The sequence below is a fragment of the Nocardiopsis suaedae genome (assembly GCF_027706745.1).
GTDB lineage: Bacteria > Actinomycetota > Actinomycetes > Streptosporangiales > Streptosporangiaceae > Nocardiopsis_A > Nocardiopsis_A suaedae.
In genome coordinates this window covers 1-13494 of record NZ_JAQFWP010000058.1, presented here as the reverse complement: position 1 = coordinate 13494, position 13494 = coordinate 1, and the positions used below count along the sequence as shown (strand labels likewise).

Annotated in this window: 14 protein-coding genes; 10 read left to right on the top strand and 4 right to left on the bottom strand. The window is 73.6% G+C overall.

All coding sequences use genetic code 11. The features are described from left to right. Window positions 1-48: 48 nt before the first annotated feature. From O4U47_RS23885 to O4U47_RS23860, 6 genes are all read left to right on the top strand, one after another. On the top strand, window positions 49-978 hold the full coding sequence (locus tag O4U47_RS23885; protein WP_270680200.1) for an aminoglycoside phosphotransferase family protein: 930 nt from the start codon (window positions 49-51) through the stop codon (window positions 976-978). Window positions 979-1125: 147 nt separating this feature from the next. Further along, window positions 1126-2292: an OmpA family protein gene (locus O4U47_RS23880; RefSeq protein ID WP_270680199.1), complete on the top strand. Its 1167-nt coding sequence runs from the start codon at window positions 1126-1128 to the stop codon at window positions 2290-2292. Between the two features lie 193 nt (window positions 2293-2485). Next, a complete protein-coding gene (locus O4U47_RS23875) occupies window positions 2486-3205 on the top strand; it encodes a hypothetical protein (protein ID WP_270680198.1) in 720 nt (239 codons plus the stop codon). 69 nt (window positions 3206-3274) lie between these two features. Continuing rightward, window positions 3275-3865 (top strand): TIGR03086 family metal-binding protein, encoded by a 591-nt coding sequence (locus O4U47_RS23870; RefSeq protein WP_270680197.1) that lies wholly within the window; start codon window positions 3275-3277, stop codon window positions 3863-3865. 246 nt (window positions 3866-4111) lie between these two features. Then, on the top strand, window positions 4112-4810 hold the full coding sequence (locus O4U47_RS23865; protein WP_270680196.1) for a TetR/AcrR family transcriptional regulator: 699 nt from the start codon (window positions 4112-4114) through the stop codon (window positions 4808-4810). Between the two features lie 127 nt (window positions 4811-4937). After that, window positions 4938-6167, top strand: coding sequence for a GDSL-type esterase/lipase family protein (locus tag O4U47_RS23860; protein ID WP_270680195.1), 1230 nt, complete (start codon window positions 4938-4940; stop codon window positions 6165-6167). A gap of 47 nt (window positions 6168-6214) precedes the next feature. Here O4U47_RS23860 and O4U47_RS23855 read toward each other — a convergent pair whose 3' ends face one another. Beyond that, the gene (locus O4U47_RS23855) at window positions 6215-6658 is read right to left on the bottom strand and encodes a winged helix-turn-helix transcriptional regulator (protein ID WP_270680194.1); all 444 of its coding nucleotides are present in this window, start codon (window positions 6656-6658) and stop codon (window positions 6215-6217) included. 95 nt (window positions 6659-6753) lie between these two features. Here O4U47_RS23855 and O4U47_RS23850 point away from each other — a divergent pair, with 95 nt between their 5' ends. Continuing rightward, complete coding sequence (locus tag O4U47_RS23850; RefSeq protein ID WP_270680193.1) at window positions 6754-7944, top strand: MFS transporter; 1191 nt, start codon at window positions 6754-6756, stop codon at window positions 7942-7944. Between the two features lie 80 nt (window positions 7945-8024). Here the strand turns inward: O4U47_RS23850 and O4U47_RS23845 are convergent, their stop codons facing one another. Further along, on the bottom strand, window positions 8025-8885 hold the full coding sequence (locus tag O4U47_RS23845; RefSeq protein WP_270680192.1) for a LysR family transcriptional regulator: 861 nt from the start codon (window positions 8883-8885) through the stop codon (window positions 8025-8027). An 80-nt stretch (window positions 8886-8965) separates the two neighbouring features. Between O4U47_RS23845 and O4U47_RS23840 the strand changes: the two genes are divergently transcribed. Continuing rightward, window positions 8966-9451 (top strand): cupin domain-containing protein, encoded by a 486-nt coding sequence (locus tag O4U47_RS23840; protein WP_270680191.1) that lies wholly within the window; start codon window positions 8966-8968, stop codon window positions 9449-9451. Between the two features lie 73 nt (window positions 9452-9524). Here O4U47_RS23840 and O4U47_RS23835 read toward each other — a convergent pair whose 3' ends face one another. Continuing rightward, on the bottom strand, window positions 9525-10262 hold the full coding sequence (locus O4U47_RS23835) for a VOC family protein (protein ID WP_270680190.1): 738 nt from the start codon (window positions 10260-10262) through the stop codon (window positions 9525-9527). Window positions 10263-10324: 62 nt separating this feature from the next. After that, window positions 10325-11023, bottom strand: a complete 699-nt coding sequence (locus O4U47_RS23830) for a haloacid dehalogenase type II (protein WP_270680189.1) — start codon at window positions 11021-11023, stop codon at window positions 10325-10327. A gap of 93 nt (window positions 11024-11116) precedes the next feature. Between O4U47_RS23830 and O4U47_RS23825 the strand changes: the two genes are divergently transcribed. Both O4U47_RS23825 and O4U47_RS23820 read left to right on the top strand, forming a co-directional pair. Next, complete coding sequence (locus O4U47_RS23825) at window positions 11117-11719, top strand: CGNR zinc finger domain-containing protein (protein WP_270680188.1); 603 nt, start codon at window positions 11117-11119, stop codon at window positions 11717-11719. Window positions 11720-12037: 318 nt separating this feature from the next. Continuing rightward, window positions 12038-13429: a condensation domain-containing protein gene (locus O4U47_RS23820; protein ID WP_270680187.1), complete on the top strand. Its 1392-nt coding sequence runs from the start codon at window positions 12038-12040 to the stop codon at window positions 13427-13429. The last annotated feature ends 65 nt before the right edge of the window (window positions 13430-13494 follow it).

The window sequence follows — 13494 nt, the reverse complement described above, 5'->3', positions numbered from 1 at the left end:
GAACTCTCAGCCGCCCACCGCCCCCTCCTCCAAGGAGCCAATGCGCGCATGTCCACCGACGACACCGACGACGACGTGGAAGTCCCCATCGACGCCGATCTGGCCCACCGCCTCATCGCCGAGCAGTTCCCGCAGTGGGCGGACCTGCCCGTCACACCCGTCCCCGTCTCCGGAATGGACAACGCGACCTTCCGCCTCGGCGACGACATGTCGGTGCGCATGCCCCGCTTCGGGCGCTGGGCCGAGCAGGTCGAGCGCGAGCACCGGTGGCTGCCCTTCCTGGCGCCGCAGCTCCCCATGGCCGTCTCCTGCCCCCTCGCCAAGGGCGAGCCCGGCGCGGGGTACCCGTTCCCCTGGTCGGTCTACCGCTGGTTGGACGGGGCGACCGCTGAGGGCGCCGCGCTCGCCGACCCCGAGCGCGCGGCGCTCGACCTGGCCGCCTTCATCACCGCCCTGCAGAAGGTCGACGCCACCGGCGGTCCGGGCCCGCGCGCGAGCAACGCCTTCCGGGGCGTCCCCATGGGCGACGACCGCGACTCCATCGCGGTCGAGGCCCGCGTGCGGCCCAAGATCGAAGGCCTCAAGGGCCTGGTCGACACCGACAGGGCCACCGCCGCCTGGGAGGACGCTCTTGCCGCGCCGCCCTGGGACGGGCCCCCGGTCTGGTTCCACGGCGACCTCGCCACCGGAAACCTGTTGTCCGTCGACGGGAACCTGAGCGCGGTCATCGACTTCGGCACGGTGGGCGTGGGCGACCCCGCCGTCGACCTCCTCCCGGCGTGGAAGTTCCTCCCCGCCGAGGCGCGGGGCGTGTTCCGGGAGGCCCTGGGCGTCGACGACGCCACGTGGGCGCGCGGTCGCGGGTGGGCGCTGGCCTCGTCCCTGCCGGTCCCCGACGACCCCTACTTCCAGGCGAAGCCCGACCGTGCGGAGGCCGCCCTGCGCGACCTGGAACAGATCCTCGACGACCTGGACTGAGGCCAACGCGGCGCCGATGTCGGTCTCGGGAGAGTGGACCCTGATCAGGCCTTCGTGGGGGCCGGTTGTGGCCGTCGTCCCTAGAACCGGCGCCCCGATTCCCACGTCCTACCCGTCGCCCCCATGACCAACTGACGGAGGACATCTGTGAAACGCCGCTTTCCACTGCTCGCGCTGCCGCTCGCCGTCGCGCTCCTCGCCGCCGGATGCTCCGCCGGCGGCGACTCCGGAACCGGAGGTTCGTCCGGCGGCGGCTCGGGCGGGGACGGGGCCGACGGCGATTCGTCGGAGCAGGCCGCCAACCCCCTTGAGGCCGAGGACGCCGACCCGGACGCGTGCACGGGCGACAGCGTCTTCATCGAGGCCGTCGAGATCCCCGGGACGACCAGTGAACCCGTGGTGATCCCCGAGATCGAGAACGAGGCGGGGGAGGTCGTGCAGGAGGAGCAGGAGATCCCCGGGGTGGAGATCCCCGACCAGCGCGTGCCCGCCCAGTGCGCGACCGTCGAGGAGGCCCCGGCCGGGTGCCTGGGCGAGGCCGTGATCCCGCCGACGGCGCTGCCCGAGGTCACCATCCCCGAGACGACGATCCCGGCGTTCGAGTACGGCGACGTCGAGCTGGAGGAGGAGGTGGCCGAGGCGGTCACCTCCGAGGGCGTCGAGACCGAGGGCGCCAAGGCCGACGAGGTGTGCCAGATCACCGAGGAGGAGGCCGGGGAGGGCGGGCTGATCGGCTCGGTGCTGCGCCCGTCCATCCTGCGCTCGTCGATCCTGCGGTCCTCGGTCCTCCGGTCGTCGATCATGCGGTCGAGCGCGCGCTTGGAGGACGGAACGCAGATCCCGTCGGTCCGGGTGCCGTCGGTCAGGGTGGATTCCGTGAGGGTCGACTCCGTCAAGATCGACGCGGACCGGCTGGACGCCCGCCGGGTCGGCGAGGTCGACATCCTTGAGGGCGAAGGGGACATCGCCTTCAACGTCGACGCCGACGTGCTCTTCGAGACCGACTCCGACGAGGTCCGCCAGGACGCGGAGGAGACGCTCGCCGAGGTCGCCGACCAGATCGGCCAGGAGCTTCCCGCGGATGCCCCGATCAAGGTCGACGGGCACACCGACGCCGACGGCGGGGAGGACCACAACCAGGACCTGTCCGAGCGGCGCGCCCAGTCGGTGGTGGACTGGCTCGTCGACGAGGCGGGGCTGGACGCGGACCGGTTCACCGTGACGGGCTACGGCGAGAGCAAGCCGGTCGCCTCCAATGACGACGACGAGGGCAAGCAGAAGAACCGGCGTGTGGTGATCTCCGCCGAGATCTAGGCGCCCGCGCCGATACGCCGGCGCACCCTCCTGGCCCGGCCCCTCGATGAGCTCGGGAGAAACGACGCTACAGGCGTGGTTTTGGCGTCGTTTCTCCCGAGACCAACAACGGGGGGCGGGGGAGGGGAACGGCCCCACCCGTCGGCACGTCTGATGTGCGCTCGATCACGAAGCCGACCCGGGAGCGCAGACGATGAGCTTCGACCTTGGCGTGTGGCGTGAGACCCGGCCCCTCACGTCCCCGCACGCCCTCCGCACCTACCGGTGGCTGTGCGGCGACGAGAGGGCGGCGGACGTCGGCCGGGAGGACCTCGGGATCGAGACGGACGAGCGGGTCGACGCGTTCCGCGACGACCTCCTGAGCGAGTACCCCCCGTTGGAAGGACTGGCGGAGGCCGACGCGGAGGCCTCTCCCTGGAGCATGACCCCCGAACACGTCCCCGGGCTCTTCGTGATCACGACGATGGGCTTCTCCGATGCGCCGAAGGCCGCCCCGTTCATCGTCGAGCTCGCCGAGACGCACGGTCTGGTCTGCTTCGACCCGCAGGCGATGCGGATCCACAACCCGGAGGAGATCGTCGCCCCCGACGGCTCCCGCCTCGACTTCCGCGACGGCGGCATCGTCGCCGACCCCCGCCCCGACGAGCTCCCCGCGCTGCTCGGCCAGGTCGACCACCGGAACTGGTTCGCCTGCCTGGAGACCCGGCCCGGCTGGTTCATGCAGGTCGGCGTCGGCGAACGGGCCGGCAGGCTTCCGGACGGCGTCTTCGGGCTGGAGTACCGGGAGGGGAGCGCCGACCGGCACTTCCGCGTGCTGGTCTCGGACCCCGACGAGATGGTGCACGCCTTCCAGGGCTACGCCGAGGGCCACGAGCGCTGGAAGGACGCGCTCGACTGGCGGCCGCTGGCCTGAGGAGCACACGGCCCGGCAACCGACGTATGGCCGGTACCGCCTGTCGGTGGGGCCTCGTAGGGTCCGGCCATGACCACAGAGCAGAGCACGGCCGACGACCCCCGCCCGACCTTCGCCAGGGCGCTCGACCAGGCCCAGCGGCAGGTCGCGGCAGTGGGGCCCGATGAGCTGACCGGCCGCACCCCCTGCGCCGACTACGACGTCCGAGCGCTGCTGGGGCACGTGGTGGCGGTGCTGCACAAGTTCGCCCGCGCAGGGCGGGGCGGCGACGCGGGCGACGTGCCCGACGTCATCGACGGCATCGCCGACGACGGCTGGGCGGACGCTTTCGCCCGCGGCCGCAGCGAGGTCGAGGAGGTGTGGGCCGACGACGAGAAGCTCGACCGCATGATCGAACTGACGTGGGCCACCCTGCCCGGCCGGACCGCCGTGGAGGCCTACACCTGCGAGTTGACCGTCCACTCCTGGGACCTCGCCCACGCGACGGGGCGCCTCGCCGACCTTGACCCCGACCTGGCCGCGTGGGCCCTCGACGGGTTCTCGAAGTTCGCGCCGCCGCAGGTCCGCGACGAGCGGGGCCCATTCGGCCCGGTCGTGCCGGTGCCGGACGACGCCGACATCTACACCCGCCTGGCCTCCTTCACGGGACGCCGCCCCTGATCAGGCGCCGCAGGGCGGGGCCCATCGGCGGTCCCGCGACGTGCGGGAGGGCATCCGCGAACGCGCGTGTACCGAGAACGGCGGGATCGACCGGTTGGCCCGGCCGTGCGGCCGCCGCGGCCTGCCGCCCCGCGCCGCATGTCCCGGCCGAACCGGAGCCCCGGCCGGTGCGGCGGAGCGGAGTGCGGGGCATTTGGTGCACTGCACTAACTTGGCACAGTGCACCAAACATGGCACCATGGGCGCATGCCGACGCGAGCACGCCGGACTCAGCGGCGTAACCAGGTGCTCTCCCGAGGGCGGATCATCGAGGCCGCCGTCGAGCTGCTCGATGCGGGCGGCGAGGGCGCGCTGACCGTCCGGGCGCTGAGCGAGCGCCTGTCCACCGGGGCCGGCGCGATCGCGTACCACGTGGGCAAGCGGGACGACCTGCTGGACGCGGCGACCGAGGACGTCGTCACCGCCGCCCTGGCGACGAGGCCCGCCCGAGCGGGGGCGGCGCCGACGGACGAGATCCGCGCCGTCGCCCTGGCCCTGTTCGATGCGATCGCAGAGCACCCCTGGCTCGCCACGCGCCTGACACTCCAGGTCATCCGCTACCCGATGGGCCCGGTGACGGTAGGGATCTTCGAGCGGATCGGCCGACAGGCGGGCGCCCTGGGCGTGCCGCGCGCCCGCTGGTTCGACGCGGCCTCCACGATCGTGCACTACATCCTCGGGGCGGTCAGCCAGAACGCCCGGATCGAGGGGGACACATCAGGGATCGGCACTGATGCGGACCGTGAGGAGTTCTTCGGCGCGACCTCGGCGGCGTGGCAGGAACTCGACCCCGAGGAGTACCCGTTCATGCACGCCATCGTCGGCCAGATGAGGGAGCACGACGACCGCGAGCAGTTCCTCACCGGCATCACCGTCATCCTCGACGGCCTCACTCACCTGCGATGACCCGCCGTACCCGGGGGCGGGCGGCCCCCGTGCCGGTTCCAGAAGGAAGCCCCCCATGCACGGCGTGGTCATCGCGGGGGCGGCCCCGTCCGGCTGTTCCGTCCTCTCCGTCCTCGACCGAAGGGCAATGACCATGAAGAGCGCCGTCGACCCCCGCTCCGGCCCGGAAGACTCCGCCCCCGACACGACCCCGTGGGTTCCGTGGGTCCGCACCTGGGGCGCCTCACCACAGGCGCCGGACGACTCCGTCGGCTTCGTCGAGCCCTTCGAGAACGCGACGCTGCGGCACGTCGTCCGTATCAGCGGAGGCGGACGGCGCGTCCGCCTCCGCATCAGCAACGAGTACGGGACCGCGCCGCTGACCATCGGCGCCGCCCGCGTCGCCATCGCCGACACCGACGGCGGAGTCCCGGACGGAAGCGTCCATGCGGTGGCCTTCAGCGGTCGGCCGGCGATCACCGTCCCTGCGGGCGCACCGGTCCTCAGCGATCCCGTCGATCTGCCGGCTCCCGCGCTGTCGCGGCTGGCCATCAGCCTCTACCTGCCCGGCCGCGTCGACACCCCTACGTGCCACGGGACCTTCCACACGCTCGGCTGGCTGATCCCCGGCGACGCGGCCGCGTCCGCCTCGCTGCCCGAGGAAGCCGCCCCTTTGTCCGCGCAGGCCCTGATCACAGCCGTGGAAGTGCAGCCCGGGGCGCCGACCCGGGCACTGGCGGTGCTCGGGGACTCCCGTGTCGACGGCACCGGTTCCACCCCCGGCGCGGACCGGCGCTGGACCGACCTGCTCGCCGAGCGCCTGGCGGCTCGCGGCGGACGGACGACCTGCGTGGTCAACCAGGGCATCGGCGGCAACCGCATGCTCGCCGACGGCATCGGTACCGCCGCCCTCGCCCGCTTCGACCGCGACGTCCTCGCCACGCCGGGCCTCGGCCACACGGTGATCGCGGTAGGCAACGACCTCGTCTTCTCCTTCGCCCCGCGCACCGCGGAGACGGCCGGGTTCCTCGACATGCTCTCTGGAGGGCCCGTCACCGCGGACGACATCATCGCCGCCCACCTCCAGCCGGCGGCTCGGGCCCGTGCGCACGGCGTGAAGAGCTACGCGGCGACCATCGCCCCCTACGGCGGCTCGGAGATGTACTCGCCCGAGGGCGAAAGAGCACGTCGGCGGGTCAATTCATGGATCCGCACGAGCGGCGCCTTCGACGGCGTACTCGACTTCGACGCCGCATGGCGCGACCCCGACGACCCTGCCCGCATCCGCAGCGGCCTACACGCGGGCGACCACATCCACGGCAACGACGCGGGCTATGCGGCGCTTGCGCGGTCCATCGACCTCTCCCTGTTCGATTGATCCGATGCAGCCCGTGATCCGACACGGCCCGCCCGAGAGGGCGGCGCCTACTCCACCCGCTCCACCCGGGTCGTCTCGCCGGTGACCGGGGCGCCGCCCTGCCCCTGGGGGCGGAGCTCGGCGACCGGCCGGCCCTCGGTGTCGACCAGGCGCGAATGCGGCTCGCCGTCGGCGAAGGCGTGGCGCTCTCCCCACTGCCTCAGCGCCACGATGGCGGTGAACAGGTCCTTTCCGGCCTCGGTCAGCTCGTAGACGTGCCGCCTGCCGCTCGGGCTGGTGCGCAGAATCCCGTGGTCGACCAGCCTGCGGAGCCGGTCGCTGAGGATGTTGCGGGCGACCCCGAGGCGGCGCCGGAAGTCGGTGAAGGATGTGGGCCCCTCCATGGCGTCGCGCACGATGAGCAGGCTCCACCGGTCGCCGACCAGGTCGACGGTCCGGGCGACCGGGCATGCGGGGTCGGTCCAGTCGCGGTCGGCTCCGGTGGCGGCCATCGGACCCCTCCTTATCGGTTGCACTTTGAAACCATTCTGCCCTAGCCTGCAGGGGTTTCAAAATGAAACCGATTGGGGGTGGCGCGGTGTCGGGCGTGACGGGTGCGCGGCGCACCGTCCTGGCCGCGGTGTGCGCCGTGGCGGTGTCCACGGTGTACGCGATCCAGCCGGTCCTGGAGGCCGCGGGCGCGGAACTGGGCGTGGCGCCCGGCGCGCTGGGGTGGCTGGCCGCCGCGGGGCAGTTCGGCTACGTCGCGGGGCTGGTCCTGCTGGTACCCCTCGGCGACGTCGTGAACCGGCGGCGGCTCATCGCCGCGCACCTCGTGCTCGTCGCCGCCGGCGCCGTGACCGCGGGCCTGGCCCCCGACGGGCCGGTCGCGGCGGCGGGGCTGGCGGCAGCCGGGCTCTTCGCGGTCGTCGTGCAGGTCGCGGTGGCCTACGTCGCCGCCGTCTCCGCACCGGGCGAGCGCGGGCGCAGCATCGGCGCGGTCACCTCAGGGGTGGTGACCGGCATCCTCGGGGTGCGCGTCCTGGCGGGCGTCCTCGGCGACGCGGCCGGCTGGCGCGCCGTCTACCTGGTGCTCGCGCTCCTCTGCCTCGTGCTCGCCGTGGCCGTGCGCCTGAGCCTGCCCCCGGACCCCAGGGCGTCCCGGGAGCGGTACGGGCAGGTGATCGCCGCAATGGCGCGGCTCGTGGCCACCGACCGGCTGTTCCTCGGCCGGGGCGCCGTCGCCTTCTTCCTCTTCGCCTCCTTCGGGACCCTCTGGAGCGGCCTGGCCCTCCCGCTCGGGGCCGAGCCCTGGTCCTTCGGCACGAGCGCGATCGGACTCTTCGGGCTGGCCGGCCTCGCCGGAGCCCTCGGCGCCTCCCGTGCGGGGCGGTGGGCCGACGGCGGGCACGCCCGGAAGACCAGCGGATGGTCCCTCGCGGCGCTGGTCGCCTCCTGGGCGCTCATCGCCCAGACCGGGCCCACACTGCTGCCCCTCATCGCGGGGATCGTCCTGCTGGACTTCGCCGTCCAGGCCGTGCACGTCGGCAACCAGCACCTGCTGACCGCGGCGCACCCGGACCGCGCGAGCAGCGTCATCGGCGCGTACATGATGTTCTACTCCCTGGGGTCGGCCCTCGGAGCGGTCACCACGGCCTGGGCCTACACCGCCTGTGGGTGGTGGGCCTCCAGCCTGGCGGGGGCCGCGTACGCGCTGCTCGCCTTCCTCGTCTGGGCGCGGGCCCGGTCGGGCGTTGCCGCTCACGGCGCCGGGGCGGCGCCCCAGGCGCGTGTATGACCTCCTGTCGGCACTCGGCGTGGTGGTGCAACCGTCTGGAGGGTGATCGGGTGGTGCGTCCACCGCCCCCATGGAGGCGTTCAGGAGCCGCGGCGGCCGTAGGCGGCCGTCGCGGCCTCGACGAAGGACCGCACCAGCGGATTGGCGTCGCCCTCGTTCCACGCCGCCACCGCCCGGCTCGGCGCCATGTCGGACACCGGAACGGCGGCCAGCCCCTTGGGGAGGTCGTGCCCCAGCGGAGCCAGGCCGACCGTGCCGTTCCACAGCACGGCCTGCAGGCACTCCTGGACGGCGTGCACCACGGGGCCCTCGCGCTCCCTGCCGCCGTTCCAGTACGACCGCCATAGGGGGTCGGTCCCCTGCGGGAACCGGAACCAGCGGCGGCCGGCCAGGTCGGCCAGCCGCAGCCGGTCGCGGCCCGCCAGCGGGTCGTCGGTGCGCAGGACCGCCCCCACCGGGTCGGTCCGCAGAGTGCGCACCGCCAGGGCGGTCTCGTCGAACGGGGCCCGGGTCAGGGCGACGTCGACTAGCCCGGCGTGCAACCCGCACGTCGGATCCGTCAGGTCGGTATCGCGGACGCGGACGTCGACGCCGGGGTGGTGGCGGCGGAAGGCGGCGGCCAGGCGGGCCGTCCCCGGGTCGGCGACACCGCCCAGGATGCCGACGGTGAGGGCCCTGGCACCGGCGGCCGCGCCCACGCGCGCGCGGACACGGTCGGCGTGGTCGAGCAATGCCCGCGCTTCGTCGAGGAGCACCGCTCCCACAGGGGTGAGCGCGACGCCGGAGGGAGATCGGGTGAACAGGGGCGCCCCGACGTCGGCCTCCAGCCGCCTGATGGCACGGCTCAGCGGGGGCTGGCTCATGTGCAGGCGGGTGGCGGCGCGGCCGAAGTGGAGCTCCTCGGCCACCGTCACGAAGTAGTGCAAGGCCCGTAGCTCCATGGTGCGACGATATCCGCGGGGTATCGGCGCTGCGGATCGGGTCTTGGACACCGGCGGGCCGAGGCGGTGCACTCGTGGGCATGACCGACGAATCCAACACCGGCGTGCCCCAGGCCGCCCCCGGCGTCTCCGTGGTGGGGCCCGGCGAAGGCGAGACGATCGTTCTGGGCGCCACGCGCATGCGCGTCCTTGAGGACGGAGGCACCACCGGGCACCGGCTGGCCATCGCCGAATCCGTGGTGCCGCCGCACACGCAAGGGCCGCCGCAGCACCGCCACGCCCGACACGACGAGGGCTTCTACATCCTCTCGGGGACCGTGCGGTTCACTGTGGGGGAGGAGGAGCACGACGCCGTGGCGGGCACGCTGGTGGTGGTGCCGCCGGGCGCCCCGCACACCTTCGCCAACGTGACCGGCCGGCCCGCCCGCATGCTCAGCACGTTCACGCCCGACTTCTATGTGCAGTACTTCCGGGACCTGCAGGAAGCACTGGCCGACGGCCGCCCGCTGACGCCTGAGGCCAACCTCGACGCGATGAGCCGCTACGCGACCGGGCCCGCCGTCTGACGGACGCCCGCGCGCCCAGGTGCCTGCGGGCCGCCGCGCTGCCGCCCGGCGGCCCGCCCCTGAGAGCGGGGGACTACTTGGCCGTGAGGATGCAGAACTCGTTGTCCTCGGGGTCGGCGAGCACGATCCACGGCTCGTCCTTCTGCCCGACGTTGACGTCCTTCGCGCCCAGCGCGCGCAGGCGGTCGGCCTCGGCGGCCTGGTCGTCGCCCGGGTAGGGGCGCAGGTCGAAGTGGACGCGGTTCTTGACGGCCTTCGCGTCCGGGACCGGGATGAACTCCACGTAGGGTCCCACCCCGGCGGACGAGCGCAGCCTCGCGCCGTCCTCCTCCACGTCCTGGACCTCCCAGTCGGTGGCCTCGCTCCAGAAGCGCGCCTGGGCCGCAGGGTCGGCGCAGTCGATCGCCACCGCCGCGATCGGGCCGGTGTCCTTGTAGGAGTCACGCGGTTCGAGCACGCAGAACTCGTTGCCCTCGGGGTCGGCGAGGACGGTCCAGGACCGCTCGCCCTGCCCGATGTCGATCCGCGTCGCGCCCAGCCCCTCCAGCCGCCGCACGGTCCGGGCGTAGTGCTCCGGGGAGTGCGAGGCCAGGTCCAGGTGCACGCGGTTCTTCACGGTCTTCGGGTCGTCCACGGGAACGAGGTCGATCACGAGCGCGCTCGGCTCGGGGTAGGCGAACCCGGCCGGTTCGAGGTTGACCTCGTAGGAGGTGTCATTGGTGACCTCCCAGCCGAGGGCGTCCGCCCAGAACCGCCCCAAACGCGAAGGATCGGATGCGTTGATGTTCACCTGAACGAATCGGAGAGCCATGGCCGGGAGTCTTCCAGAGGCCCCCGCGGAACGCGACCGTATTCCGGCACCGCGGGGCGGGTTCAGGGGCCGCCCAGCTGCTCGGCGAGGTCGGCCAGGTCCTCGGCGTACAGGTCGAACCGGTCGGAAGGGGCGGGCGGGTCGCCGACCGGGCGGCGGACGTAGGCGGTGCGCATGCCGCTCTTCTGCGCTCCGCGCAGGTCCCACGCGTGCGCGGCGACCATGAGCAGCCGCTCGGGCGGGTGCCCTGAGGCCTCCGCGGCCAGCCGGTACACCTCCGGCGACGGCTTGTACGCCCGGGCGTCCTCGGCGGACACGGCCAGGTGCCAGCGCAGCCCGGCGTGGGCGTTGAGCTCCAGCAGCGCCGCCCGGCTCGCGTTGGACAGGCCGACCAGCGGGAAGCGTTCGGCGAGGCGGGCGAGCCCCGCGGCGGTGTCGGGCCACGGCGGCAGGCGCCGGGCGGAGCGGGCCAGCGCTTCGACGGCGTCCGCACCGCCGGTGGCGCCGGCCCCGGCGGCCGCGGCGACCTGCTCGGCGGCCTCCCGGTCCAGGGCCGCCGAGTCCCGATAGGGGCGCTCGCCGTCGGCGATGCGGGCCTGCTCGCGCTCGATGCGGCGCTGCCAGAGGGCGAGGAGCCGTTCGGTGGCGACGTCGTCGAGGGCCGGGGCGGAGCCGCGGATGCCGGTGCGGATCCCGGCGGGCTCGTCGACGAGCGTGCCCAGCACGTCGAACACGAGGGCGTCGGGGTGCGGAACGGGCATGGGCGGGGCCTCCTCGGCCGACCGGCGGACGCCGACCGGCCATGTAAGGGGTAAAATGGTCTTTAACCGAAGCTAGTCGGAGGTCGGCACGGGATGCAAGCGGCGCTGGACGACTACGCGTGGGCGGCCGGGGTCGCCACCGAGCTGGTCAACACCACCGGCGAGGTGTGGCGCGGCGCCGACCGGCTACCCGACGCGGCGGCCCTCGTCGACTTCGCCGACCGGCACGGAGGGCGGGCGGCGCACCCCGGGACCGGAGCATCTCTGTCGGCCCTGGCGCGACGCGCGGGCGCCGCCGACCTGGACGCGGTGCGGGCGCTGCGCGGCCCCGTGCGCGCGCTGATCGACCGCCCCGACCGCGACCGCCTCATCTCCGGAGCGACGGGCCTGACGGCCCCCGGCGGCGGGCCCACCTTGGTCGCCGACCCCGCACACCCGGGCCGGACGGACTGGGCGGTCCGCCTCCGCGAAGGCGCGGGCATCGCCGAGGCGCTGTCGCTGGTCTGCGGGATCGGCATCCTGGGCACCGTGCGCGCGCTGGGGGAGGAGCGGTTCCGCCCGTGCGGGGCACCGACGTGCCGGGGAGCCTTCATCGACACGACCAGGCCCGGGCGCCGCCGCTACTGCATGCCGGGCCTGTGCGGCAACCGGGTGAACGTGGCCAACCACCGCGCCCGCAAGGCCCACCCGTCGTAGGCGGGCGCCCCTCCGGTCGGGGCCTGCCGAAGGCATCCGGAGACCATCGTGCTGCGCGCCCGGACCTCGCCCCCGGGGCCCACAGAGGCGCAATGCCGCAACGCGTCACCAATTTCGCCAATCCGCCTGACCGCACCCGGGACGGACTTGTAGCTTTGAGCGACCGAATGGAAACGGTGCGGAGTTTCCCCCCTTCGGGACAGCCGGAACACTCCGCCGGTTCCAGCGGCGCACGGGTCCCGCGCCCGCATCACCCGATCTCCCGTCCGGCCGCAGGCGCCGCGGGAGGGCCGCCGACAACCGAAAGGTCTTTCACCGGTGCTTCAGGCCCCGATCACCGAGCTCGACATCGCCCCCGGACACGTCGTCGAGTGGAGGCTGCGCACGCCGCGGTCCCACGGGACGTCCGCGTGGGAGGACAGGAACGGCTCCTTCAACCAGGAGAAGCACTTCAGCGCGGCGCTGGACGCCCGCGCCGACGACGATCCGCTGGGCTCCTACGTGGCCTGCACCTTCGAACTGCCCGGCCCACTGGACCGCACGGCGCTGGAGGCCGCGCTGCTGTACTTCGTGCGCCGCCACGAGGTGCTGCGCTGCGAGTTCCGGCACCTCTCCGGCGACCTGACCTGTCGGCCGATGGCCGCCGGGGACGCCGTCCTGGAGCCGGTCGACATCGGCCCGGTCACCACCCGCGACGGGGTGCGCGACCACGTCGACGGCTGCTTCCACCGCATCGACACGCTGTCGTGGCCGCTGCTGGTCATGGGCGCCGTCGTCCGGCCCGGGTCCACCACCGTCTTCCTCGGCTTCGACCACCTGGTCTCCGACGGGCTGTCCAGCCCGATCGCGGTCAACGACATCGCCACCGCCTACACCGCCGCCGCCCGCGGCGCGGCCCCCGACCTGCCCGAGGTCGGCAGCTACCTCGACTTCGGCCACGAGCAGCGCCTCCGGTACGCCTCGCTCGGCGCCGACGACGCCCGCCTGGACCACTGGAAGGCGTTCATGCGGCGCAACGGCGGGTTCTTCCCGCCCTTCCCGCTCGACCTGGGCGTGGCGCCGGGGGAGATGTACGGCACCGTCAACGACACCGACACGCTCCTCACCGATGCGGGGGCCGAGGCCTTCGAGGCGCACTGCCGCAAGGCCGACGGCAAGGTGTTCATGGGGGTGCTCGCCGCGGTGGGCGAGGCGCTGCGCCGCGAGGGCGGCCCCGAGGTGTACCGCGGCCTGATGCCGGTCAGCGACCGGGGCCGCGGCCGCTACGCCGAGGCGATGGGCTGGTTCGTCAACACCATGCCCATCGAGTTCCCGGTCCCGGCCGGGGCCGGCTTCGCGCAGGTGGTGGCCGGGGTCCGGGACGCCGCGAGCGCCATGCGCGACCACCTGGACGTGCCCTTCGTCAAGGCCTGGCAGCTGCTCGCCCCCGAATACGCCGACCTGCGCTCCTGGCCGTACGCGGTGAACTTCTTCTCCTACCTGGACTTCCGCCGCAGCCCCGGCGGCGAGCGCCAGCACGCCCTGCAGGCCCGCAAGCACGTGTGGGCCTCGCACAGCAACGGCATCTGCTTCTGGTTCCACCGCAACGCGACCGGCATGCACGTCAACGCGATCTACGCGGACACCCCACAGGCCCACCGCACCAAGGCCGCACTCACCACCACCCTGACCGAGGTCCTGACCGGCCTCGCCGACACCGGCGAGTTCTGACCCCCGCCCCGGGGCGGGCACAGCAGCGGGGCGGGGGGGGGGGGGGGGGGGGGGGCCCCCCCCCC